Raw genomic sequence first — 22,380 nt, forward strand, 5'->3', positions numbered from 1 at the left:
TGCGTCGCGGGGCGGTGACGGCAGCAGGCAGGCGTCGGACAGGCACATGGATATCAGGCCAGGGCTGGGCAGGCCGCTTGAGCGGGTGACTGCAGCACCGGGCAGTATGGGTGATGGCTGCCGGACGGCGAAATGGCTAGCGCTGGAAGCTGTCGTTGCCCAGGTAGGCGCGCCTGACCTGAGGGTCTTCGGCGACGATGGCAGGCGAACCCAGCGCGATGAGCCGGCCCTGGGCCAGCACGGCGACGCGGCTGGCATGCCGGAACACCACGTCCAGGCTGTGTTCGGTAAACAGGACGGCCAGGCGGCGTTGCTCGACCAGCGAGCGCACGAGTTCCATGAGCGCATGCCGCTCGGCGCTGTTCATGCCGGCGGCCGGTTCGTCCATCAGCAGCAGTCTGGGGGCATGGGCCAAGGCCATGGCCAGTTCCAGCCGTTTGACGTCACCATAGGCCAGCACACCAGCGGGCCGCGCCGCCTGTTGTCGCAGTCCCACCTGTTCCAGCAGGGCCAGGGCTTCATGTGGCGCGTAGCTGGCGGCGCGGCGCCAGAAGTGCATCAGCCGGCGGTCGCGCGACAGCAGTGCGGCCTGCACGTTTTCCAGTACGCTCAGCATGGCGAAGGTGGCCGCAGTCTGGAAGGTGCGGCCTATGCCCAGCCGCCAGATGGCCTGCGGGCCCAGCCGGGTCAGTTCCTTGCCGTCGAAGCGCACCGAGCCCGCCGTGGGACGCGCCTGGCCGCCGAGAATATTGAAGCAGGTGGACTTGCCCGCGCCATTGGGGCCGATCAACGCCAGGATTTCACCGGCATGCAAATCGAAGGAGACATCATCCAGCGCCGTGACGCCGCCGAAAACCTGGCGCAGGCCACTGACTTGCAGCAGCGGTACGGCGGCGCTGGGCAGGGTGCCGCGGGCAAGCAATTGCTGTTCAGGCATGGGAGGCTCCCGGAGCCGGGGGCGGCGCAGGCCGGTTGCGGCCGCCCAGCAGTCCGCCTGGCAGCAGCACCACCAGCAACAGGATGACCAGACCCAGCACGGCATGCCAGTATTCCGTGGCGCGCGCGACGGTATCGTGCAGCCAGGTATAGGCGCTCGCGCCGGCGAGCGGCCCGGCCAGGGCGTTCAGGCCGCCCAGCATGACCATCACCAGGCCATCGACGGAGCGGCCCACGGCCAGCACGTCCGGGGCGATGCTGCCCTTGGAAAAGGCATAGAGCGAACCTGCCATGCCGGCAAACAGCGCGGCGGCGATGAATCCTGCCCATTGCAGGCGGCGCGTGTCCATGCCCAGCGCCTGCGCCCTGGCGCTGTGGTCGCGCGTGGCGCGCAAGCCCAGGCCCAGCGGCGAAAAAATCAGACGGCGCAGCAGCCAGACACATCCCGCGCAGCTTGCCAGGCTCAGGTAATAGTAGGTCTCGGGCGTATCCAGCCAGGGAGATGGCCACAGGCCGATCAGCCCGTTGCTGCCGCCGGTCAGGCTTTCGAACTGATAGGCCAGCGCCCAGATGATTTGCGCGCATGCCAGTGTGAGCATGGCCATATAGACGCCGGAAAGCCGCACGCAGAACCAACCGAACAGCAGGGCAGCCAGCACCGCCAGTAGCGGGCCGAGCAACAGCGCGGCTTCCATGGGCAAGCCTGCATGGATGGCGGCGAAGGCAGCGCCGTAGGCGCCCAGGCCGAACCAGGCGGCATGGCCGAAGGAATGCATGCCGGCCGGGCCGATGAGGAAATGCAGGCTGGCGGCAAACAGCGCGGCAATGAGGATGTCCGTACCCAGGATGGTGAGATACGGCCAGGTGTCTGCCAGCAGGGGCAGCGCGGCCAGTATCGCCAACAGGAACAGGTAGGCCAGCCGCACGCGCGGGCTGGCTGGCCGCAGTGTTGCCGCGCCGCGCTCGGGGGGCGGCGCCGGCTGGGGCTGGCCCAGCAAGCCCCAGGGGCGCCAGATCAGCACGATCGCCATGACGATGAATTCCGCCGCGAGGGTCAGGCGCGACAGGCTGAACACTTGCCCCGCGATAGTGATGTCACCGATGAAAATGCACAGCGCCTTGATTTCGCAGATCAGCAGCGCGGCCAGGAAGGCTCCAGGGATGGAACCCAGGCCGCCGACGACCACCACGACAAAAGCGCTGGCGATGACCTCGATATCCAGGCTCAGCGTGGCGGGTGTGCGGGGCGCGGCCAGAGCGCCACCCAGGCCGGCCAGGAACGCGCCCAGCATGAAGGCACTGGTGAACAGCAGCGCCTGGTTCACGCCCAGGGCCGACAGCATGCTGCGATTCTCGGCAGCAGCGCGCAGCAGCATGCCCCAGCGCGTGCGCTGTTGCAGCAGCCACAACAAGCCCAGCACGGCGGGGCCGGCAAGTATCAGGAACAGGTCATAGGCCGGGAAACGGCGTCCCAGCAGTACAACGGCGTAGCCCAGGCCGGGCGCGCGCGCGGCGAATTGGTCGGCCGGGCCCCACACAGCCAGCGCCAGGTCGCCCAACAGCAGGACGAAGGCAAAAGTGGCCAGCAGCTGGAACAGTTCGGGCGCTCGATAAATACGGCGCAACACCACGATCTCCAGCAGCCCGCCGAGCAGGCCGATGACCACGGCAGCCAGCGGTAGCGCGAGCCAGTAGGCAGCTGTCTCCCATGGCGTGCCAGCGCTCCAGCCGGTGGCTGTCCGGGTCAGGCTGACGGCCAGATACATGCCCAGCATGTAGAACGAGCCATGGGCGAAATTGACGATGCGCGTGACACCGAAGACCAGCGACAGTCCGGCGGCTACCAGGAACAGCGCACTGGCGTCGGCCAGGCCATTGAGCAGCTGCAGCAGCAGCCCGCTGAAGCTCATCGCGGCGCAGTCCTCAGCTTGCGTACTTCGTCGTCGCTGGGCTGCAGCGTGGCGCCATCCAGATAGCGGATGTTGCGCATCACGCCTTCGCCGTTCTCGACGTCGGTGGTGCCGATATAGACACCCAGCGTCGATTGATGGTCGAGATCGCGGTATTCGATGGGACCGTACGGGCTGTCGAGCTGCAGGCCGCGGAAGGCCTGGATCAGCGCTTCCGTATCGGTGCTGCCGGCCTTCTCGATACCTGCCGCCAGCGACATCAGCGACGCATAGCCCACGACCGAACCGACCTTGGGATTCTGCTTGAAACGTTCCTGGTAAGCCTTGACGAAGGCCTGGTTCTCAGGTGTGTCGATGGCATACCAGGGGTAGCCGGTGACGATCCAGCCCTTGGGCGTTTCTGCGCCCAGCGCTTCCAGGTATTCAGGTTCGCCGGAGAGTACCGACACGACATCGCGGCCTTCGAACAGGCCACGGGTGTTGCCTTCGCGAACGAAGCGCGTCAGGTCAGCAGCGAACAGGACATTGAAGATCGCATCGGGCCGGGCATCGGCCAGCGCCTGCACGACCGGGCCGGCATCCAGCTTGTTGAGCGGTGCAGCGATCTCTGCGACGAATTCGACATCCGGCTGGGCTGCGCGCAGCATTTCCTTGAAGGTGGCAACGGCGGATTGGCCATATTCATAATCAGGATAGACGATGGCCCAGCGCTTTTTCTTGAGGGCGATGGCTTCGGGGGCAAGGGCCGCCACGTGCATCCAGGTGGAGGGGCGTAGGCGGAAGGTGTAACGGTTGCCGTTGCCCCAGGTGATCTTGTCGGTCAGGGGTTCGGCCGCCAGGAAAAAGACTTTGCGCTGGCGGGCGAAGTCGGTCAGCGCCAGGCCGGTATGGGACAGAAAACCGCCAAACAGGACTTCCACGCGCTCGCGCGCCAGCAGTTCCTGGGCCGCACGCACGGATTCGCCCGGGTTCGCGTTGTCGTCGCGCCAGATGACTTCCACCGGCCGGCCGAGAATGCCGCCACGTGCGTTGATTTCCTCTCGCGCCAGTTCCCAGCCCAGCTTATAGGGTTCCAGGAAGGCGGGAATGGCCTTGTAGCTGTTGACTTCGCCGATGCGCAAAGGCTTTTCGGCATGAGCCTGCAAGGCGGCCAGGGCTAGGGTGGGGCCCATGATCAGGCCTAGTGCAAATCGGCGGAGGCAGGACATGATGGCGGCGTCCAAGAGTTATCGTCAATGTAAGTATAAGTCGCTCGTTCGCCGCGACGATCAATTGATTGATAAGGGATAACCCTTGGTTTCTGTCTGGATGGTAGCGAATGACGCAGGCAAAAGAAAAGGCCCTGCAGGAGCAGGGCCTTTTTCAGGCTGTGGCAGCACGAAGGCTTACTTCAGCTTGGTTTCCTTGTAGTCCACGTGCTTGCGAGCGACGGGATCGAACTTCTTGATCAGCATCTTCTCGGGCATGTTGCGCTTGTTTTTGCTGGTCGTGTAGAAGTGACCGGTGCCGGCAGTGGATTCCAGCTTGATCTTTTCGCGAATACCTTTGGCCATGGTGAGCTCCTAGTGATATGCAGCTTGGCTGCTTAGGCGGCTTGGCCGCGGGCGCGCAGGTCGGCCAGGACGGCGTCGATACCGTGCTTGTCGATGGTGCGCAGGGCGCTGGCGGAAACGCGCAGGCGAACCCAGCGGTTTTCGCTTTCAACCCAGAACCGGCGCGATTGCAGGTTGGGCAGGAAACGACGTTTGGTCTTGTTGTTCGCGTGCGAAACGTTGTTGCCCACAGTCGGGCCCTTGCCGGTCACTTGGCATACGCGTGCCATGGTTGCACCTCTAGTCAATAAATGTCGCTGCCAACCGTGTTTCAGGCTGGGCGCCCCGCCATCATGGCCAGGCTGCAGGCGTCTGTTGAATATAAAAACCCGTTGTGGCGCTGTTATTGCGCTACAGCACCGCATTCACGGGGGCGCCAGCAGGGCCGGTGAAGGCCAGGGACGAGGCGCCAACTCAAAAAATACGGCTCGGGACACAAATCGTGTCTCGTAAAGACGGCTATTCTACTATGCCGGGCCTGTACTTGACAAGTTGTGTTGTTCTCGCCACGCATTGAAGTCCGTGGGCCAAGCGCGGCGCGGCTTGCGGAGACATTCAGGTGGGGGTGTCGATTTCGTCCCAAGGCGTGCCCGCGTCATTCTGAAAGCCGGTCAGCCAGTTCAGGGCATGGTGGCGTTCCATTACGATGTCGCCATTGACGCCTTGCGGCGCAGTGTCCTGCTGCCCGGCCTGGCGGACGATCCAGTGCTGGCGCCAGACGATGTCCAGCGCATCCAGAATTTCATCGGCTGGCCGCAGGCGCGTGGCCTGGCGGAACGCGGCATCTTCCGCCAGGCGCAGCACGATGCGCGACAGCGCCTGCGGTTGCGCTGCCGAGACGGCGTCCGCCGGATCCATCTCGGCCAGGGAGAGCGCCCAGAGCAGGGCCCGCAGCGCTTCATAGCGCCACACCATGTTATTGGCGGTTTCAGTCTGGGCCGAGGCGGCTTCCGGATTGTCCGGGGTTGCCTCCAGGAACTCGTTTTCCTGGGGCGTGAGGGCCGCGACGCCGTCGGGGTTGCGCGCGCGCATGATGGCCGCGAAGCCGAAGTCGCCGTTGAGGATGGCTTCAGCATGCGCCGCGACGCAGAACAAGGCCATGGCACGCTGCACGACCTGTTCGGCAGCCGGCAGGGCAGCTTCGTCGACGCCCAGTGAGGGCGGCATGCCGGCGGGCGGCGCGGGGCGCGCCTGCTCCAGCAGGGCGAGGGTACGGACGCGCCGCTGCAGCGCGTCAGGCGGATAGGGCAGCCGTGCTTCGTCGTCGGCTGCGCCATCGGCTGCCATCAGGATACGCAGGGCCGGGTCACGCACCGAGCCGTCGGGCAGGAACAGGATGGCATTGGCGCGGTAGGCCCACTCCTGCATGCCGGCCAGTGCGTCGCTGTCCTTGCTGTCGATGGTGAAGCTGGCATGCTGGCCGACACGCTGGATATGACGCCACAGATGGTAGCGCCGTGCCGTCATGCTGCCATCACCCCGATTCATGATGTAGCCGACGAAACCTTGCAGGTGCGGTGCCAGTTCGGAGTCGTCCAGCCCGCGGCAACCCAGCATCTCATGGGGAAAATCCAGGGCAGGCAGGGTTTGCACGGTGGCATAGGCGTTGATGGACAGGCGTTCTGCCGGGGTGGCGTTCATATCTTTTTCCTTGCTCGGGTGACAGGCATGCAGTGATGGCTGCTCAGGGTGATCGCGGCCTGGGCCGACCTGAATTGTGCCAGTCCGATGGGTCAGTCCGGTTGCAGGGCCTGCTTTCTTCTGGTGAGGGAATGTGTCCTTTGCGCACCGGGTTCTCCATGGCACGGCGTCTGGCGGCGCAATCGGCGGATGCAGGATAAAATCAGTGATCATTCTGCCTGGCCACGCCGCTTGCGGCGCACAGGAGGGAAGGTTCGGCCTTTGGGGCCGTCCGGATGGCCGGCAGTGTCGCACAAGCATCGAACCAAGCATACGAGCGCCTATGTCTTTCCAGCACATCAAGGTTCCAGAGCAGGGCCAGAAAATTACAGTCAATAGCGATGGCTCGCTGAATGTTCCCGATCAGGTCATCATTCCCTTCATCGAGGGCGATGGCGTGGGCGTGGATATTACCCCTGTCATGCAGTCGGTCGTGGCCGCTGCTGTCGAGAAAGCCTATGGCGGCAAGCGCGCCATACACTGGATGGAGGTCTTCGCTGGTGCCAAGGCGACGCGGGTCTACGGCCCCGACGTCCTGCTGCCGGATGAAACTCTGGATGCGCTGCGCGAATACGTCGTGTCGATCAAGGGCCCGCTGGCAGCGCCTGTCGGCGGTGGCATCCGGTCTCTGAACGTCGCCATGCGCCAGCGCCTGGACTTGTATGTCTGCCTGCGCCCGGTGGCGTATTTCAAGGGCGTCCCGGCACCGGTACGTGAACCGGAAAAGACGGATGTGGTCATCTTCCGTGAGAATTCCGAGGATATTTATGCCGGGATTGAATTCCAGGCTGAGTCCGAGCAGACCAAGGAACTGATCGAATTCCTGCGCAACCGCCTGGGCGTGGGCAATAAGATCCGCTTCCCGGATACGGCGTCGCTGGCGGTGAAGGTGGTGTCCCGCGAAGGTACCGAGCGCCTGGTGCGCAAGGCCGCGCAGTACGCCATCGACCACGACCGCAGTTCGATCACGCTGGTGCACAAGGGCAATATCATGAAGTTCACGGAAGGCAGCTTCCGTGATTGGGGCTATGAGCTGCTGCGCCGTGAATTCGATGCCAAGCCTATTGATGGCGGGCCGTGGTGCAAGTTCCGCAATCCCAAGACGGGCCGCGAGATCATCGTCAAGGATGTGGTGGCGGATGCCTTCCTGCAGCGCAGCCTGCGCCGCCCTGCGGAATACGATGTCATCGCTACGCTAAATCTGAACGGCGACTACATTTCCGATGCGTTGACCGCACAGGTCGGCGCTGTCGGGATTGCTCCCAGCGCCAACCTGTCCGATTCCACCGCGCTGTTCGAAGTTACGCACGGCACGGCGCCGCGCTACGCTGGCAAGGATTACGTGAATCCCGGCTCGGAAATCCTGGCGGCGGCGATGATGCTGCGCCACCTGGGCTGGGTGGAAGCGGCGGCGTTGATCGTCTCCAGCATGGAAAAGGCCATTCTTTCCAAGCACGTGACCTACGATTTTGCGCGTCAGCTCGAAGGGGCTGCCCAGGTATCGTGCTCGGGCTTCGGCAAGGTCATGATCGACCAGATGTAAACAACAATGTGTGCAAGCGTCGGCCCGGCAGGGCATGGTGCTTGCCGGGCATCTGGGCATCAAGCCCGGATGTAGGGCGGTCGTGCGGGAGGAATCCGGCGCGACCGTACCGGCAGAACGCGTGCGTGAAGCCAGCATGGTCGGCCATGCCCGGAACACGTGGATGAGCGTGTCCGATCTGGTGGCCTATTTGATCAGAAAGCGCGTCAAACCATGCCCTTCAGGGCGCGGAAGGATAGCGCGGGCCACGCAGTGGCCCTATACTATCGCTGTATATGTATACAGCATGGCCATGCAACGCCTTCAAGCCTTCAAATACGAATTGCGCCCCAACGGCCAGCAAGAGCGGCAAATGCGCCGTTTTTCTGGCTCGTGCCGCTTCGTGTTCAACAAGGCATTGGCGCTGCAAAAGGCCAACCACGAGGCAGGCGGCAAGTTTATCGGCTACGTCGCCATGGCCAGGCACCTGACCGCCTGGCGCAATGGCACTGAAACGCCGTGGCTCAAGGACGCGCCCGTGCATCCCTTGCAACACGCCCTCAAGGACTTGGAGCGGGCCTACAGGAACTTCTTCGCCAAACGTGCAAATTTCCCACGTTTCAAGAAGAAGGGGCAGTACGAAAGCTTTCGCTACCCCGACGCCAAACAGTTCAAGCTGGGCTGGATGCGGCTGCGGTTGTCTCGTGCGTTGCTGGGCAAGCCCTGCAGCGCCACCATCAGCCAATCGGGCGGCAAGTGGTTCGTCGCTATCCAGACCGAGCGCGAGGTGCGGCAGCCCGTGCCGCAGGCCACATCGGCCATCGGCATTGACATGGGTATTGCAAGGTTTGCCACGTTCTCGGACGGCAGTTTCCTTGCGCCGTTGTCCAGTTTCCAGAAGCACGAAATGCGCCTGCGCCGCTACCAGCGGGCGATGAGCCGCAAGCAGAAATTCAGCAACAACTGGCACAGAGCCAGAAGGAGAGTGCAAGCTACCCACACCTGCATCGGCAACGCCCGGCGCGATTACCTGCACAAGGCCACCAGTGCCATCAGCCAAAACCACGCGATGGTGAGTATCGAGGACTTGCAGGTGCGCAACATGAGCCACTCGGCCAGGGGCAATGCCGATCAGCATGGCAGGAACGTCAAGGCCAAGTCGGGTCTGAACAAGGCCATTCTGGATCAGGGCTGGTTCGAGTTCCGGCGGCAGTTGGAATACAAGCTGGCGTGGAACGGCGGCATTCTGGTTGCGGTGCCGCCACAGAACACCAGTAGAACCTGCCCGTGCTGCGGGCAGGTGGCCAAGGACAATCGGCGCACGCAGGCGTTGTTTCTGTGCGTGGCGTGTGGCTATGAGGAAAACGCCGATGTGGTCGGCGCGATGAATATATTAAGGGCGGGACACGCCCGGTTAGCCTGTGGAGAGGATGTCAGTCGCGCCCGGCCCGAAGCCGCAAGGACGAAGGCCAGACGTGCAGCCTCTGCGAAGCAGGAACCCGCCGAAGCGACTCACAGCAGCCCCTTGCCGCTGTGAGCGCCGTAGGAATCCCTTGCTTTCTGGCAGGGGAGGATGTCAATTTCCCGACACAGGCTACAAATGGAACGAGCTTGGCCGTCTGGCACAGCGTTTCTATGCGGATTTCGCCGAGCTCGGCTATCCCGCATTGTTGCAACGGCTGGATGCGGCGTATACGCGCATTGTGGCCAGGATAGAGGCGGAAAATGATGTCTCTCTTTATGGCGAGCCCTGGTATGAAAAATACACCATGGGCCGGATGATCCAGTTCAATACATCATCTCCCTATGCCAACGCCCGCAGCAGATTGCGCAAATGGAAGAAAGACCAGGGCATTGCCTAGGCCGGCAACGAGGTAGTCACGCCGGTGTGACTTCTTGTCGGCGTCAGGCAGTAAGGGGTAGTATGCGATTTATTGGTCTATTTTGTAGACCATTGATGTTCGCCGAGAGGCGCAAGACAGGCAGCAAACGGAGCGCCATGAGTGTGCCCGGATGCCAGTCAGCCATTGCACCTATCCCGCCACGCTGTTCGCGCATTGATGCTGCGGGCAGCGACAAGGACGATAAGGAGTTTCCATGTCCCTCAATTTCCGTCATGCCCTTCTGGGCGCGGTCCTGTTTTCCATGAGTGCGCTGGCCGCTGCAACGCAATCGGCAGCGGCAAGCGCACCGGCCGCTCCGGCCTCTGCAAACAAACCGGTGGTGCAGCACGCCGCCGCCAGGAATCTGGCCCAGGAGGAAGCCAACCGCCGCCTGGTCGTCGAGTTCTACGAACGTTTCTTCAATCAGCATGACACGGTTGCGGCGGCGGCTGTCGTGGCGGAAGACTACATCCAGCACAATCCGGCAGTGCCCGATGGCAAGGCGCCGTTTGTGGACTTCTTCACTGGTTATTTCCAGGAGAACCCGCAATCGCGTGCACGTATTGTCCGCAGCGCCACCGAGGGCGATCTGGTTTACCTGCACGTGCATTCGACCAATGGTGAGCTGGACCGAGGTCAGGCTGTCATTGATATCTTCCGGGTGCAGGATGGCCGCATTGTCGAACATTGGGATGTCATCCAGGAAGTACCGGCAGAAGCAGCCAACCGCAACACCATGTTCTGAACCCGCCTGGCCTGGAGCATAAAAAATGTCCATCAAAGAAAAAACACTGCATTACCTGTTCGATCCGCTCTGCGGATGGTGCTACGGTGCGTCGGCCTTCATGGGCAAGGCGCAGTCGGAACCGGGCTTGACGCTGTCGCTGTGGCCGACCGGCCTGTTTTCCGGGCCGGGGGCGCGCGCCATGGATACGGAATTTGCCGCATATGCGTGGTCGAATGACCAGCGTATCGAACAGTTGACCGGGCAGCGTTTTACCGAGGCTTATCGTCGGCAGGTGTTGGAAGCGGGCGGCATGTTCGACAGCGGTGCGGCGACGCTGGCCTTGCAGGCCGTCCACCAAAGCGCACCCGAGCGCGAACTGGAAGCCCTCAAGGCTATCCAGCTGGCCCGTTATGTCGATGGGCGTGATATCACGCGCACCGGCTCGCTGGTCAGTTTGCTGGGCGAGTTGGGATTGGAGCCGGCGGCCACTGCGCTGGCGGAACCGGATCTGACCCTGGTGCAAGCCTTGCAGGCGCGCACGCAGCATGCGCGCCGGCTGATGCAGGCAGCCCATGCGCGTGGCGTTCCGACGTTACTGCTGGAGGTGAACGAAACCATGCAGTTGCTGCCGTCCACGGCTGTCTATGGCAGCCCGGACGAGCTGCTGGCCCAGATACGGGCGCTTTGAACGCCGCGGCGCGCCGCGGCCATCGTTCAATAGATTTCCGGTACGTACATATCTTTGGGTACCGGGTGGCGGATGTAGTCGGGGTGATGGATGCGCGGGGGCAGCGCGATTTCTTCGTGCGGTACCGTCTGGTAGGGAATTTGTCCCAGCAGATGGTTGATGCAGTTGAGTCGCGCGCGCTTCTTGTCCACGCCTTCGACGATCCACCATGGTGCTTCCGGAATGTGCGAGCGTTCCAGCATGGTCTCCTTGGCCTTGGTGTAGTCTTCCCAGCGACGCCGGGATTCCAGGTCCATGGGCGACAGCTTCCACTGCTTGAGCGGATCATGGATGCGCATCAGGAAGCGGCGGTGCTGTTCGTCGTCGGTAATCGAGAACCAGTATTTGATGAGGACGATGCCGGAACGCACCAGCATCTTTTCGAACTCGCTGACGCTGTTGAAGAATTCCTCGTATTCATCGTCGGTGCAGAAGCCCATCACGCGTTCGACGCCTGCCCGGTTGTACCAGCTGCGGTCGAACAGCACGATTTCGCCGCCGGCGGGCAGGTGCTGCACATAGCGCTGGAAGTACCATTGCGAACGCTCACGTTCGCTGGGGGCGGGCAGGGCGGCCACGCGGCAGATACGCGGGTTGAGGCGCTGGGTGATGCGTTTGATGGTGCCGCCCTTGCCGGCGGCATCGCGCCCTTCGAAGAGCACGACGATCTTCAGCTTCTTGTGGACGACCCAGTCCTGCAGTTTGACGAGTTCGCCCTGCAAACGCAGCAGTTCTCGAAAGTAGCGCCTGCGATCCATTTCCTCGCCTTCGCAGTCCTCGCTGCGCGGCAGCAGGTCGGCGAAGTGCGCCAGGCGTTCGTCATCGAGCTCCATTTCCAGTTCTTCATCCAGACTGTCGATGAGATCCGCCCGCATGCGGCGGGCGGTATCGTCCAGGGAGGGAACGCGGGAAGAATCGCTCATGGAAAGACCTCAGTCAGAGATGGGCAGTAAGGGAGAAAGGCAGTGGAATGGCGGTCCGTACGGCGTCGGACGGGCTGCTCGGGCGCGACCGCAAGCATATTGAAATAGTATGACTGTTCAATGACCGGGCCTTCAAGCGCGGCGCAGACTGGCGCAGCCGATCTCCCGACCATGGGCCCCACCGTGGTGCACGGCGTCACGCCTGGCACAGCCCATGCGCCGGAAAGCCGCATGAATGCGGGTTTTGTGTCGCGATTGATATCTGTACGCGTCATGGTCAGGCTGAAAATTGGCGGTTTTCGCTGCTTCTTGGTAGTGACCCTATCTAGGGCATTCCCCTAGTGCATCGCGCACCGTCATCGTGCACAATTGCGTCCATGCAGGTGAGGAGACATGCCCTGCAAGGGGCAGCGAACCGGCGTGATCCGGCTGATAAAAACCATAAAACCAGCAGTACCCTATAAAAAGAAGAAAGCAGAAAGGCCAGCGCAAGCTGGCCTTTCTGCATTTCCGCTGCCATTTTTGCATCGCGGGCCTGCGGATGTTTCAGCGTGGGGCGCAGTAGATCTCCCATAGCGTGCGCATTACCTGCACGACATTCTCATTGGCCAGTTTGTAGTAAACGAATTTCCCTTCCTTTTCCGTTGCTACCAGGCCTTCCTGGCGCAGCACGCCCAGTTGTTGCGACAAGGTGGGTTGCCGAATGCCGGTAGCGTTTTCCAGTTCTCCAACATTGAGGCGCTGGCGCGAGGCGATCTGGCACAGCAGCATCAGCCGGTCTTCATTGGCCAGTGCCTTGAGCAGCGCGCATGCCTGGCCGGCGTGTTCGCGCAGCTGTTCCGGGGTCATGTCAAAAGCCTGGGCTGTTGTTTGCATGTCTGACGTCAAATTATTAAGAAAACTATATAATATGAATTAATATATTGATGGCCTGGCCAGGCAACAAACTTTTCTTGCCAAGGCGAGGGTCCGCAGCAAGGGCGGCTGGCGGGCATGGCATATCTTCGCACATGGCTGGGTATGCTGGCCCGAAGCGGAGGCTGCCTGCAATCTTAGGCTTTGCCAGGAGTATTGAATATGTCATTACCGTTGCTTTCTCCCCAGGCGGCGCGCGAGCAGATGGCTCAGGGTGCTTTGCTGGTCGATATTCGTAGCATGGATGAATATGCGCGTGAACATATCAGCGACGCACGTCCTATCCCGATGACGCAATTGCTGGCCGGTGCCGGGGTTTCCGGTGTGCCGGCGGTTATCTTCCATTGCCGCTCCGGCAATCGCACACGACTCAATGCTGGGGCCCTGGCGGCATGCACGGATTGCCAGGCCTATGTGCTGGAAGGTGGTCTGGACGCCTGGAAGAAGGCGGGCCTGCCGGTAGTCATGGATGCCTCCCAGCCCATGGAACTGCAACGCCAGGTGCAGATCGCGGCAGGGACGATGATCTTGCTGGGAACCATTCTGGGCGCAACGGTTTCCCCGTTGTTTTATCTCGTGCCCGGATTCATGGGCGGCGGGCTCGTGTTCGCCGGTGCTTCCGGGTTCTGCGGGCTGGCCAGGCTGCTCATGAAAATGCCCTGGAACCGCCGTGCACTCATCGGCTGAGGCTGCGGTGGGCGAGGCCAGGTTCATATCTCAAGTTGAATGAAGGAAAAGACCATGAAGAGCAATGTCGGTGGAATGGACCGGGTGCTGCGTGTTGTTATCGGCCTGGTATTGATCGTGCTGGCGGCAGCCGGCGTCATCGGCTGGTGGGGGTGGCTGGGGGTGCTACCGCTGCTGACGGGGCTGGCGCGCTACTGCCCTCTCTACCGGCTGCTGGGGTTGAGTACCTGCCCTTTGCAAGCGAGGAAAAAAACGCACTAAGAGGAAGCGCATTAAGAGGCCTCCCAAGGGGGGCCTGAGGAACCCGCCCGCGGCCAGGGCGGCGCGGGCGGAAGTTCCGTGGGGGCTTCAGTCGTCGTCGTGCGTGCCGTCCAGGCTGGACAACAGCACCAGGACGGCGCCAGCGCCGCCATCGGCCTCGCGGCCCTGGGCAAATGCCTGCACATCAGGATATTGCACCAGCCAGGTTTTCACCTTTTCGCGCAGCACGGGCTGTTGCTCGGGTGAGCCCAGGCCCTTGCCATGGATGACGCGCACGCCACGGTGGCCCTGGATACGGCTTTGGGCCAGAAAGGGCAGCAAGGCCTGGCGGGCGTTGTCCACCGTCATGCCGTGCAGGTCGATTTCCGCGCGGAAGGGCCATTTGCCGCGCCGCAGGCGCTTGATGGTGTCGGGCGCCATGCCGGCGCGCAGGTAGGCCGTCCCATTCTCGATGAGGCGTGCGGCAATGTATTCATCCGAAACGGCCGGGGCGGGAATGTGCGCTTCCTCCAGCGTGGTCACGCCGGCGGCTGCCTGGCGCTTGCGCAACTGTTCATCGGACGGCGCGGCACGGTAGACCCGGGTGTTGACGTCGCGGCCCTGGCGGATGGGCGTGACCCCAGCCATGCTGCGCAGCAGTAGCGTGAAATCATCTTCACCGGCTTGCGGGCGATAAGTTTCGGCAGCGGGTTCCGGTTTTGCGCCTGGGGCGGCAGGCTGGACGGCGGGGCGGGCCGCTTGCCTGGCGGCTGCCTGGGCCGCCGCCGTGGCACGGTCTGCCGCACGGCTGTCCGCCGCCCTGGACGGGGCGGCGGCCGCAGTCTGGCGTGCAGCCAGCCGCTGTCGCGCCAGCAATTGCTCGTCGCGTTCGCGCGCTTGCTGGTGCAGGCGTTTCAGGTCTTCCAGGTTGCCTTTCAGCGGTTTGTTGCGCGTACTCATTTCTGCGCTTCGTTGTCCAGCCAGCGCTGGGCGTCGAGCGCTGCCATGCAACCGGTACCGGCGCTGGTGATGGCTTGGCGGTAGACGTGATCCTGCACATCGCCGGCAGCGAAGACGCCAGGTACCGACGTCATGGTGGCAAAGCCGTTCTGACCGCTGCGCGTGATGATGTAGCCATCCTTCATCTGCAGCTGGCCAACGAAAAGGTCGGTGTTCGGGTGGTGGCCGATGGCGATAAAGGCGCCCTTCACGTCCAGCTTGCTGGTCTGGCCGGTCTGTACGTCGCGCAACTGCACCCCGGTCACGCCGCTTTCGTCGCCCAGCACTTCGTCGAGCTCATGGAACAGCTTGAGGGAAATATTGCCCGAGCGGACTTTCTCCATCAGCTTGTCGACCAGAATGGGCTCGGCGCGGAAAGAATCACGGCGGTGCACCACCGTAACGTTGCGGCAGATGTTGGACAGATACAGGGCTTCTTCCACGGCGGTATTGCCGCCGCCCACGACGATGACGTCCTGGTTCTTGTAGAAAAAGCCGTCGCAGGTGGCGCAGCCCGACACGCCGCGGCCCATGAACGCGGTTTCCGAGGGCAGGCCCAGGTACTTGGCGGATGCGCCGGTGGCCAGGATGACGGCATCGGCGGTGTAATCGGTGCCGCTGTCGCCGTGCAGGCGGAACGGGCGGGCGCTGAAGTCGACCTTGTCGATCTGGTCAAATACGATTTCCGTATTGAACCGTTCGGCATGCTTCTGGAAGCGTTCCATCAGTTCGGGGCCTTGCACGCCGAGCGGATCGGCAGGCCAGTTGTCGACTTCCGTCGTGGTCATCAGCTGGCCGCCCTGGGCCAGGCCGGTGACCAGCATGGGCTGCAGATTGGCACGGGCGGCGTAGACGGCGGCGGTGTAGCCGGCGGGGCCGGAACCCAGGATCAGTACTTTGGCGTGTTTGGTCGTGGACATGGCTGACAAGGTTTACATTCGTTGAACAGTGCAGCAATTATAATGACCCCATGCCGCGCATACCTGTTTCCAAATCCCGCGCGTCGCGGGTAACACGTTCCTCTCGTTCGTCCCGGAATACGCGCAACGGCCCATCGCCGCTGCAGAGCCGTCTTTCCTCGCTGTTCCGCGAAGCTCGCTGGATTCTGTTTGCATTCCTGGCCGTCTGGCTGGGCATCAGCCTGTATACCTGGAGCAGCCAGGATCCTGGCTGGATGCGTTCGTCCATGCCAGGCGTGGAAGTTACAAATATGGGAGGCGTTGCGGGTGCGCACGTAGCTGATGTCCTGTTGCTGGTGTTCGGTTTCTCGGCCTGGTGGTGGGTCGTGCTGCTGGCGCAGCGCGTGCGGGCAGGCTATCGCCGGCTGGCGCGCATGTTTGGCCTGCAGGCCGAGGATGAAGCCGACAGCGAGCTGCCGCGTGTACGCTGGGAGCAGGGGCTGGGGTTCGGCCTGATACTGCTGGGCTCGGTCGGCCTGGAGGCCTTGCGTTTCTATTCCTGGGGCATGGACCTGCCTGCCGCCAGTTCGACCGCCAGCGGCGCAGGCGGCGTCATCGGGCAATTGCTCAAGGGCGGCTTGCAGGAAATCATAGGCTTCACCGGCAGCACGCTGGCATTGCTGGTGATCATGGCCATTGGCCTGAGCCTGTTCTTCGGCTTTTCCTGGGTCCGCCTGGCGGAGCGCATCGGTTTCCTGATCGAAACGGTCATCTGCCGCATACGCGATGCCTATGTGGCGCGCCAGGACAGGCGCGTGGGCGCGGTGGCGAAGGCCGAACGCGAGGAGCAGGTCGTGGCCAAGCAGGAAAAAATGGTGCACGAACCGGTGCGCATCGAGCCTGCCGTGCGCGAGGTGCAGAAGTCGCCCAGGGTGGAAAAAGAAAAGCAGCAGACCCTCTTTACCGATGCCGTGCAGGGCGACCTGCCAGCACTGAACCTGCTGGACCCGGCGCCTGAAGCGCAGGAAACCGTCTCGCAGGAAACCATCGAATACACCTCGCGCCTGATCGAAAAGAAGCTGGCGGATTTCGGCGTGCAGGTGACGGTCGTGGCGGCCCAGGCCGGGCCTGTCATCACTCGTTACGAAATCGAGCCCGCCACGGGGGTGAAGGGCAGCCAGATCGTCAACCTGGCCAAGGATCTGGCCCGTGCTCTGAGCATGGTCAATATCCGCGTCGTCGAAACTATTCCAGGCAAGAACCTGATGGGGCTGGAATTGCCCAATCCGCGCCGGCAAATGGTGAAGCTGTCGGAGATCTTGGGCTCCCGCACCTATCACGACAGTGCTTCGGTGCTGACCATGGCGCTGGGCAAGGACATCGCCGGCAACCCGGTCGTGGCCGACCTGGCCCGCATGCCGCACGTACTGGTCGCCGGCACCACCGGTTCGGGTAAGTCGGTGGGGATCAATGCCATGATCCTGTCGCTGCTGTACAAGGCGGATGCCAACCACACGCGCCTGATCCTGATCGACCCGAAGATGCTGGAAATGAGCGTCTACGAAGGTATTCCGCACCTGCTGGCGCCGGTCGTGACCGACATGCGCCAGGCAGCCAATGCGCTGAACTGGTGCGTCAATGAAATGGAAAAGCGCTACCGGCTGATGAGTAAGCTGGGCGTGCGCAACCTGGCCGGCTACAACGCCAAGATACGCGAGGCAGAGAAGCGCGAGGAAAATATCCCCAATCCTTTCTCGCTGACGCCGGATGCCCCCGAGCCCCTGGGCCATCTGCCGCATATCGTGGTGTTCATCGACGAGCTGGCCGACCTCATGATGGTGGTGGGCAAGAAGATCGAAGAATTGATCGCCCGCCTGGCGCAAAAGGCGCGGGCTGCCGGGATACACCTGGTGCTGGCGACGCAGCGGCCCAGCGTGGATGTCATTACCGGCCTGATCAAGGCGAACATCCCGACCCGCATTGCATTCCAGGTTTCGTCCAAGATCGACTCTCGTACCATTCTTGACCAGATGGGCGCGGAAACCCTGCTGGGGCAGGGTGACATGCTCTACATGCCGCCAGGCTCAGGTCTGCCCGAGCGTGTGCACGGTGCTTTTGTTTCTGATGACGAAGTGCACCGTGTCGTCGAATCCCTGAAGGAACAGGGCGAAGCCAACTATGTGGAAGGCCTGCTCGAAGGCGCCGTCGAGGGTGAAACCGGCGACGGCGTGAGCAGCGTGACTGGCTTTGCCGATGCCGAATCAGACCCGCTGTACGACCAGGCGGTGGAAATCGTGCTCAAGAACAAGCGCGCGTCGATTTCGCTGGTGCAGCGCCATTTGCGCATTGGATACAACCGCGCTGCACGCTTGCTGGAACAAATGGAAGTTGCCGGGGTCGTATCGCCCATGCAGTCCAATGGCAACCGTGAAATTCTCGCGCCCCGGCGTGACGACGACGCGGATTGATCTCGTGCCCTGGCGCCGGCCTTTGTGCCGGCGTCCCTCACCACAGGGAGGTGCGGCGCCTGGCGTCGCAGGAAAAATGAAGCACCGTAGCGTTTTTGGCTGGGAGGCCGGTATGCGCAAGTGGATGTTGTTTGCGGTCCTGATGTGTTCCGCTTCGCTGGCCCGCGCCGACGCGCTGGCGCAGTTGCAGGCCTTTATCAATGGCGTGCAGGCGGCGCAAGGCAGCTTTACCCAGGTCGTGCAGGCCGAGGATGGCAGCCTGGCGCCGCAGCAGCAGGGCGATTTTGCCTTTCAGCGCCCGGGCCGGTTCCGCTGGGAAGTGAAGCAACCTTATGAACAACTGGTGCTGTCCGATGGCAGCGTGCTGCTGCAATATGATCCTGACTTGGAACAGATGACACAACGCCGCGTGGACGAAGCCATAGGCGCTTCTCCGGCGGCGATCCTGTTCGGTTCCGGCAAGCTGGATGACAATTTCGTCCTGACGCCGCGTCCGGCGCGCGCCGGTATGGAGTGGCTGCGAGCCACGCCGCGCCAGGCAGACGCCGGTTTTGAAAGCCTGGATATCGGCTTGCGTGACAACCTGCCCGTGGTGCTGGAAGTGCGCGACGGCTTCGGCCAGATGACGCGCATCGAATTGGACAACCTGCGGACGGCCGGGCAATTGGATGACAGCCTGTTCTCCTTTGTGCCGCCGGCAGGGACGGACGTGGTGGTCATGTAATGACGGCAGGGGATCTGTTCTCTCAGGCATTACCGGGCAGCGTGCCGTTGGCCGAGCGCCTGCGGCCGCGCAGCCTGGATGAAGTGGTCGGGCAGGAGCACCTGCTCGGGCCGGGCAAGCCGCTGCGCGTGGCTTTCGAATCAGGCCGCCCGCATTCGATGATTTTCTGGGGCCCGCCGGGGGTTGGCAAGACGACGCTGGCACGGCTCATGGCTGATGGCTTCGATGCGCATTTCATCGCCATTTCCGCCGTGCTGGGCGGCGTCAAGGATATTCGCGATGCCGTAGTGTCGGCGCAGGCAGCGCAGGGCCAGGGGCGGCGGACCATCCTGTTTGTTGACGAGGTCCACCGTTTCAACAAGGCGCAGCAGGATGCATTCCTGCCCTATGTCGAAAGCGGCCTGTTCACTTTCATCGGCGCCACCACAGAGAACCCCTCGTTTGAAGTGAATTCGGCATTGTTGTCGCGGGCCCGCGTTTACGTGTTGCAGGCCCTCAATGGCGAGCAGCTGGCGAGCCTGGCGCGCCGGGCCGTCGAGGCATTCAATGCCGACCGCGCCGATGATACCGTGCCGGCGCTGAGCTTCGACGAGGACGCTATCGTGCAATTGGCCGGTTGGGCCGATGGCGATGCGCGCCGCCTGATCAATGCCGTGGAAGTGGTGGCGGAATCCGCGCTGGGGGCGGGCCGGGATACCGTCGACCCCGAATGGCTGGAAACCTCGCTATCGCAGAACCTGCGTCGTTTCGACAAAGGCGGCGATGCCTTCTACGATCAGATCAGCGCGTTGCACAAGTCGGTGCGCGGTTCCGACCCGGACGCATCGCTGTACTGGTTCGCCCGTATGCTCGATGGCGGGGCAGACCCGCGCTACCTGTCGCGGCGTATTGTGCGCATGGCTGTCGAAGATATCGGCCTGGCCGACCCGCGCGCGACAGAACTGGCTTTGAATGCCGCCGATATCTATGAACGCCTGGGCTCGCCCGAGGGGGAGCTGGCGTTGGCGCAGGCAGTGGTCTATATGGCCTGTGCGGCCAAGTCCAATGCGGTCTATAACGCTTATAAAGCGGCGCGCAAGTTTGCTGAAACCAACGGCAGCGCGCCTGTCCCCATCCATCTGCGCAATGCGCCGACCAAACTCATGAAAGCGCTGGGCCATGGCAAGGCCTATCGCTATGCTCACGACGAGCCGCACGGCTATGCCGCTGGCGAGAGCTATTTCCCGGACGGCATGAAGGCGCGCTTCTACCAGCCAACCGATCGCGGACTGGAAGCTAAAATTCAGCAGAAGCTGGCCTTTCTGCGTGAGCTGGATCGCGAATCGCGTCGCAAGCCCTCTTGATTCGGAGCGCTTGTCGCGCCTCTTGTTCGTGCCGCTGGTTTGTTGCATGGCGGCGGGCCGATTCACGTTATGCGCGCTTGCCCTTTCAGGGAGCGCGCCGGCGTGCAACAATCTCCGTTCCAGCCTCAGGGCTGGAGTCGATTCCTCATTACTCTGTTACTTTTCATCATGCTAGAGCCCACCCTGCTGCGTAAAGATTTGCCTGCCATCGTCGAACGCCTGTCGTCGCGTGGCTTCTCCTTCGATGTCGAGCGCTTCAATGCGCTGGAAGGCCGCCGCAAATCCCTGCAAATGGAAACCGAGAACCTGCAGGCGCGCCGCAATGCGCTGGCCAAGCAGATCGGCCAGCTCAAGGCCAAGGGCGAAGATGCCAGCACGGTGCTGGCCGAGTCACAGCAGATTCCGTCCCAGCTGAAGGCGCTGGAAGATGAACTGGGCAACCTGCAGCAGGATCTCAATGCGTTGTTGCTGGCCGTGCCCAACCTGCCGCATGAAAGCGTGCCGCAAGGCAGGGACAGCGACGAAAACGTCGAAGTGCGTCGTTGGCTGCCGGGAGCTGCCGCGGCTGATGGCCGTCCGGCGCCGCTGCCTTTCGCGCCGCGCGACCACGTTGAACTGGGCGCACCGCTGGGCCTGGATTTCGAAACGGCCGCCAAGCTGTCGGGTTCGCGCTTCGCCTTTATGCGCGGCCCTGTGGCACGCCTGCATCGTGCATTGTCGCAATTCATGCTGGACCTGCAGACGCAGCAGCATGGCTATACCGAATGCTATACGCCGTACATCGTGCAAAGCCCGACGCTGTTCGGCACAGGCCAGTTGCCCAAGTTCAAGGACGACATGTTCTGGGTGACCAAGGGCGGCCAGGAAGACGGAACGGCTGAAGACCTCTACCTGATCTCGACTTCGGAAATCACGCTGACCGGCTCGGTGCGCGATGAAATCCTGGCTGCAGACCAGCTGCCGCTGAAACTGACGGCCCATTCGCCCTGCTTTCGTTCGGAAGCGGGTAGCGGCGGTCGCGATACGCGCGGCATGATCCGCCAGCACCAGTTCGACAAGGTCGAAATGGTGCAGATCACCGACCCGGATGCTTCCTACCAGGCTTTGGAAGAAATGGTCGGCCATGCCGAGCATGTGTTGCAGGCCCTGGAATTGCCATACCGCGTGGTGCTGCTGTGCACCGGCGACATGGGTTTCTCCGCTGCCAAAACCTATGACCTGGAGGTCTGGCTGCCGGCGCAGGATACCTGGCGTGAAATTTCGTCGGTGTCGAACTGCGAAGCCTTCCAGGCGCGCCGTTTGCAGGCGCGTGTGCGCCGCCAGGAGAAGGGCAAGCCCGAATACGTGCACACCCTCAATGGTTCCGGCTTGGCCGTGGGCCGTGCGCTGGTGGCCGTCTTGGAAAACCACCAGCAGGAAGATGGTTCCATCCGAGTGCCTGCCGCGCTGCGTCCGTACGTCGGCGGCCTGGAAGTTCTGCAGGCCTGATCACCAGGCGCCGGCTCACCGGCGGGTTGCAGGTCCTGGCGGAGGCTGCTGGGCCATTGCATTGATCACGATGGCAGGCCGGCGTGCCGCCTGGAAAGAGAAATGAAAATGGCCCTGGATTACAGGGCCATTCCATATTGCAAGCCGACCGGAGGCTACAGGCGGTTTGACCCGCCGGAAGGGGGGCCGTCAGCGGGTGTGTCGCCGGCGGCCGGTGGAAATCAGATCTGCGACTGCTGGTAGTTTTCCAGGCCGATCTTTTCGATCAGGTCGAGCTGGGTTTCCAGCCAGTAGGCGTGGTCTTCTTCCGTATCGCGCAGCTGGGCCAGGATGATGTCGCGGCTGACATAGTCGCCATGCTTTTCGCACAGCGCCATGCCGTCCTTGAGCGCCTGGCGGACGTGGTATTCCAGATCCAGGTCAGCGCGCAGCATCGACGGAACATCGGTGCCGGGCGTGAATGGATCGGGGCGCATGTCCGGCGTGCCTTCGAGCATGAGGATGCGGCGCAGCAGTGCGTCGGCGTGCTGGGTTTCCTCTTCCATCTCGTGGTTGATGCGCGTGTAGAGCTTGCTGAGGCCCAGGTCTTCGTACATGCGCGAATGCAGGAAGTACTGGTCGCGTGCGCTCAGTTCGCCGCGCAGCAGCTTCTTGAGATAGTCGAGGACTTCGGGATGGCCTTTCATGGTAACGATACTCCGGTTCGGTAATGTGGCG

General features: G+C 62.6%; 22 protein-coding genes. 11 read left to right on the forward strand and 11 right to left on the reverse strand.

Annotation, left to right across the window (positions count from 1 at the left end):
* Window positions 1–136: 136 nt before the first annotated feature.
* The 6 genes from EV679_RS05270 to EV679_RS05295 form a co-directional block, all read right to left on the reverse strand.
* Entirely contained in the window at window positions 137–937 is an 801-nt protein-coding gene (locus tag EV679_RS05270; protein ID WP_130486621.1) for an ABC transporter ATP-binding protein, read from the reverse strand.
* Window positions 930–2,846, reverse strand: coding sequence for an ABC transporter permease (locus EV679_RS05275; protein ID WP_068366567.1), 1,917 nt, complete (start codon window positions 2,844–2,846; stop codon window positions 930–932). The genes EV679_RS05270 and EV679_RS05275 overlap by 8 nt, the downstream gene beginning before the upstream one ends.
* Window positions 2,843–4,018 carry an ABC transporter substrate-binding protein gene (locus tag EV679_RS05280; RefSeq protein WP_240733251.1) on the reverse strand — a complete coding sequence of 392 codons (1,176 nt, stop codon included), beginning with the start codon at window positions 4,016–4,018 and terminating at the stop codon, window positions 2,843–2,845. The genes EV679_RS05275 and EV679_RS05280 overlap by 4 nt, the downstream gene beginning before the upstream one ends.
* A 213-nt stretch (window positions 4,019–4,231) precedes the next feature.
* Window positions 4,232–4,399: a 50S ribosomal protein L33 gene (rpmG, locus tag EV679_RS05285; protein ID WP_068366564.1), complete on the reverse strand. Its 168-nt coding sequence runs from the start codon at window positions 4,397–4,399 to the stop codon at window positions 4,232–4,234.
* A 32-nt stretch (window positions 4,400–4,431) separates the two neighbouring features.
* Window positions 4,432–4,668 (reverse strand): 50S ribosomal protein L28, encoded by a 237-nt coding sequence (gene rpmB / locus EV679_RS05290; protein ID WP_068366561.1) that lies wholly within the window; start codon window positions 4,666–4,668, stop codon window positions 4,432–4,434.
* 325 nt (window positions 4,669–4,993) lie between these two features.
* The gene (locus EV679_RS05295) at window positions 4,994–6,079 is read right to left on the reverse strand and encodes a DUF4272 domain-containing protein (protein WP_068366558.1); all 1,086 of its coding nucleotides are present in this window, start codon (window positions 6,077–6,079) and stop codon (window positions 4,994–4,996) included.
* A 322-nt stretch (window positions 6,080–6,401) separates the two neighbouring features.
* On the opposite strand from EV679_RS05295, the gene icd reads away from it, so the two are divergent.
* From icd to EV679_RS05320, 5 genes are all read left to right on the forward strand, one after another.
* Window positions 6,402–7,661 (forward strand): NADP-dependent isocitrate dehydrogenase, encoded by a 1,260-nt coding sequence (icd, locus tag EV679_RS05300; RefSeq protein WP_068366554.1) that lies wholly within the window; start codon window positions 6,402–6,404, stop codon window positions 7,659–7,661.
* Between the two features lie 292 nt (window positions 7,662–7,953).
* Window positions 7,954–9,177, forward strand: a complete 1,224-nt coding sequence (locus tag EV679_RS05305) for an RNA-guided endonuclease InsQ/TnpB family protein (protein ID WP_207224900.1) — start codon at window positions 7,954–7,956, stop codon at window positions 9,175–9,177.
* A gap of 16 nt (window positions 9,178–9,193) precedes the next feature.
* On the forward strand, window positions 9,194–9,502 hold the full coding sequence (locus EV679_RS05310) for a ClbS/DfsB family four-helix bundle protein (RefSeq protein ID WP_240733250.1): 309 nt from the start codon (window positions 9,194–9,196) through the stop codon (window positions 9,500–9,502).
* 235 nt (window positions 9,503–9,737) lie between these two features.
* The gene (locus tag EV679_RS05315) at window positions 9,738–10,268 is read left to right on the forward strand and encodes a nuclear transport factor 2 family protein (protein ID WP_415777414.1); all 531 of its coding nucleotides are present in this window, start codon (window positions 9,738–9,740) and stop codon (window positions 10,266–10,268) included.
* A gap of 25 nt (window positions 10,269–10,293) precedes the next feature.
* Window positions 10,294–10,938, forward strand: coding sequence for a DsbA family protein (locus EV679_RS05320; protein ID WP_068366549.1), 645 nt, complete (start codon window positions 10,294–10,296; stop codon window positions 10,936–10,938).
* A 26-nt stretch (window positions 10,939–10,964) separates the two neighbouring features.
* Here the strand turns inward: EV679_RS05320 and ppk2 are convergent, their stop codons facing one another.
* Both ppk2 and EV679_RS05330 read right to left on the reverse strand, forming a co-directional pair.
* Window positions 10,965–11,900 (reverse strand): polyphosphate kinase 2, encoded by a 936-nt coding sequence (ppk2, locus tag EV679_RS05325; protein WP_127774982.1) that lies wholly within the window; start codon window positions 11,898–11,900, stop codon window positions 10,965–10,967.
* A 546-nt stretch (window positions 11,901–12,446) separates the two neighbouring features.
* Entirely contained in the window at window positions 12,447–12,749 is a 303-nt protein-coding gene (locus EV679_RS05330; RefSeq protein WP_202969498.1) for an ArsR/SmtB family transcription factor, read from the reverse strand.
* 228 nt (window positions 12,750–12,977) lie between these two features.
* On the opposite strand from EV679_RS05330, the gene EV679_RS05335 reads away from it, so the two are divergent.
* Window positions 12,978–13,502, forward strand: coding sequence for a rhodanese-like domain-containing protein (locus EV679_RS05335; RefSeq protein WP_068366539.1), 525 nt, complete (start codon window positions 12,978–12,980; stop codon window positions 13,500–13,502).
* Between the two features lie 54 nt (window positions 13,503–13,556).
* Window positions 13,557–13,763, forward strand: a complete 207-nt coding sequence (locus tag EV679_RS05340) for a YgaP family membrane protein (RefSeq protein WP_068366536.1) — start codon at window positions 13,557–13,559, stop codon at window positions 13,761–13,763.
* An 87-nt stretch (window positions 13,764–13,850) separates the two neighbouring features.
* On the opposite strand, the gene EV679_RS05345 is transcribed toward EV679_RS05340, so the two are convergent.
* Window positions 13,851–14,702 carry a Smr/MutS family protein gene (locus EV679_RS05345; protein WP_130486623.1) on the reverse strand — a complete coding sequence of 284 codons (852 nt, stop codon included), beginning with the start codon at window positions 14,700–14,702 and terminating at the stop codon, window positions 13,851–13,853.
* Window positions 14,699–15,661, reverse strand: coding sequence for a thioredoxin-disulfide reductase (gene trxB / locus EV679_RS05350; RefSeq protein ID WP_068366534.1), 963 nt, complete (start codon window positions 15,659–15,661; stop codon window positions 14,699–14,701). Before trxB ends, EV679_RS05345 begins: the two co-directional genes overlap by 4 nt.
* A gap of 50 nt (window positions 15,662–15,711) precedes the next feature.
* Here trxB and EV679_RS05355 point away from each other — a divergent pair, with 50 nt between their 5' ends.
* The 4 genes from EV679_RS05355 to serS all read left to right on the forward strand — a co-directional run bounded on the left by EV679_RS05355 (window position 15,712) and on the right by serS (window position 21,663).
* Window positions 15,712–18,108 (forward strand): DNA translocase FtsK, encoded by a 2,397-nt coding sequence (locus EV679_RS05355; RefSeq protein WP_068366532.1) that lies wholly within the window; start codon window positions 15,712–15,714, stop codon window positions 18,106–18,108.
* A 76-nt stretch (window positions 18,109–18,184) separates the two neighbouring features.
* Window positions 18,185–18,832 (forward strand): outer membrane lipoprotein periplasmic chaperone LolA, encoded by a 648-nt coding sequence (gene lolA, locus EV679_RS05360; protein WP_240733249.1) that lies wholly within the window; start codon window positions 18,185–18,187, stop codon window positions 18,830–18,832.
* Window positions 18,832–20,175 (forward strand): replication-associated recombination protein A, encoded by a 1,344-nt coding sequence (locus EV679_RS05365; protein ID WP_130486624.1) that lies wholly within the window; start codon window positions 18,832–18,834, stop codon window positions 20,173–20,175. Before lolA ends, EV679_RS05365 begins: the two co-directional genes overlap by 1 nt.
* A 168-nt stretch (window positions 20,176–20,343) precedes the next feature.
* Window positions 20,344–21,663, forward strand: coding sequence for a serine--tRNA ligase (gene serS, locus EV679_RS05370; protein ID WP_130486625.1), 1,320 nt, complete (start codon window positions 20,344–20,346; stop codon window positions 21,661–21,663).
* A 221-nt stretch (window positions 21,664–21,884) separates the two neighbouring features.
* Here serS and bfr read toward each other — a convergent pair whose 3' ends face one another.
* Entirely contained in the window at window positions 21,885–22,349 is a 465-nt protein-coding gene (gene bfr, locus EV679_RS05375; RefSeq protein ID WP_068366523.1) for a bacterioferritin, read from the reverse strand.
* Between the last annotated feature and the right edge of the window lie 31 nt (window positions 22,350–22,380).

It is taken from the genome of Kerstersia gyiorum (genome assembly GCF_004216755.1).
Lineage (GTDB): Bacteria > Pseudomonadota > Gammaproteobacteria > Burkholderiales > Burkholderiaceae_B > Kerstersia > Kerstersia gyiorum.

Bases quoted from the DNA above. Each gene is read 5' to 3' on its own strand.
- EV679_RS05270 (WP_130486621.1), bottom strand. From the start codon at position 937: ATGCCTGAACAGCAATTGCTTGCCCGCGGCACCCTGCCCAGCGCCGCC.
- EV679_RS05275 (WP_068366567.1), bottom strand. From the start codon at position 2,846: ATGAGCTTCAGCGGGCTGCTGCTGCAGCTGCTCAATGGCCTGGCCGAC.
- EV679_RS05280 (WP_240733251.1), bottom strand. From the start codon at position 4,018: ATGGGCCCCACCCTAGCCCTGGCCGCCTTGCAGGCTCATGCCGAAAAG.
- rpmG (WP_068366564.1), bottom strand. From the start codon at position 4,399: ATGGCCAAAGGTATTCGCGAAAAGATCAAGCTGGAATCCACTGCCGGC.
- rpmB (WP_068366561.1), bottom strand. From the start codon at position 4,668: ATGGCACGCGTATGCCAAGTGACCGGCAAGGGCCCGACTGTGGGCAAC.
- EV679_RS05295 (WP_068366558.1), bottom strand. From the start codon at position 6,079: ATGAACGCCACCCCGGCAGAACGCCTGTCCATCAACGCCTATGCCACC.
- icd (WP_068366554.1), top strand. From the start codon at position 6,402: ATGTCTTTCCAGCACATCAAGGTTCCAGAGCAGGGCCAGAAAATTACA.
- EV679_RS05305 (WP_207224900.1), top strand. From the start codon at position 7,954: ATGCAACGCCTTCAAGCCTTCAAATACGAATTGCGCCCCAACGGCCAG.
- EV679_RS05315 (WP_415777414.1), top strand. From the start codon at position 9,738: ATGTCCCTCAATTTCCGTCATGCCCTTCTGGGCGCGGTCCTGTTTTCC.
- EV679_RS05320 (WP_068366549.1), top strand. From the start codon at position 10,294: ATGTCCATCAAAGAAAAAACACTGCATTACCTGTTCGATCCGCTCTGC.
- ppk2 (WP_127774982.1), bottom strand. From the start codon at position 11,900: ATGAGCGATTCTTCCCGCGTTCCCTCCCTGGACGATACCGCCCGCCGC.
- EV679_RS05330 (WP_202969498.1), bottom strand. From the start codon at position 12,749: ATGACCCCGGAACAGCTGCGCGAACACGCCGGCCAGGCATGCGCGCTG.
- EV679_RS05335 (WP_068366539.1), top strand. From the start codon at position 12,978: ATGTCATTACCGTTGCTTTCTCCCCAGGCGGCGCGCGAGCAGATGGCT.
- EV679_RS05340 (WP_068366536.1), top strand. From the start codon at position 13,557: ATGAAGAGCAATGTCGGTGGAATGGACCGGGTGCTGCGTGTTGTTATC.
- EV679_RS05345 (WP_130486623.1), bottom strand. From the start codon at position 14,702: ATGAGTACGCGCAACAAACCGCTGAAAGGCAACCTGGAAGACCTGAAA.
- trxB (WP_068366534.1), bottom strand. From the start codon at position 15,661: ATGTCCACGACCAAACACGCCAAAGTACTGATCCTGGGTTCCGGCCCC.
- EV679_RS05355 (WP_068366532.1), top strand. From the start codon at position 15,712: ATGCCGCGCATACCTGTTTCCAAATCCCGCGCGTCGCGGGTAACACGT.
- lolA (WP_240733249.1), top strand. From the start codon at position 18,185: ATGAAGCACCGTAGCGTTTTTGGCTGGGAGGCCGGTATGCGCAAGTGG.
- EV679_RS05365 (WP_130486624.1), top strand. From the start codon at position 18,832: ATGACGGCAGGGGATCTGTTCTCTCAGGCATTACCGGGCAGCGTGCCG.
- serS (WP_130486625.1), top strand. From the start codon at position 20,344: ATGCTAGAGCCCACCCTGCTGCGTAAAGATTTGCCTGCCATCGTCGAA.
- bfr (WP_068366523.1), bottom strand. From the start codon at position 22,349: ATGAAAGGCCATCCCGAAGTCCTCGACTATCTCAAGAAGCTGCTGCGC.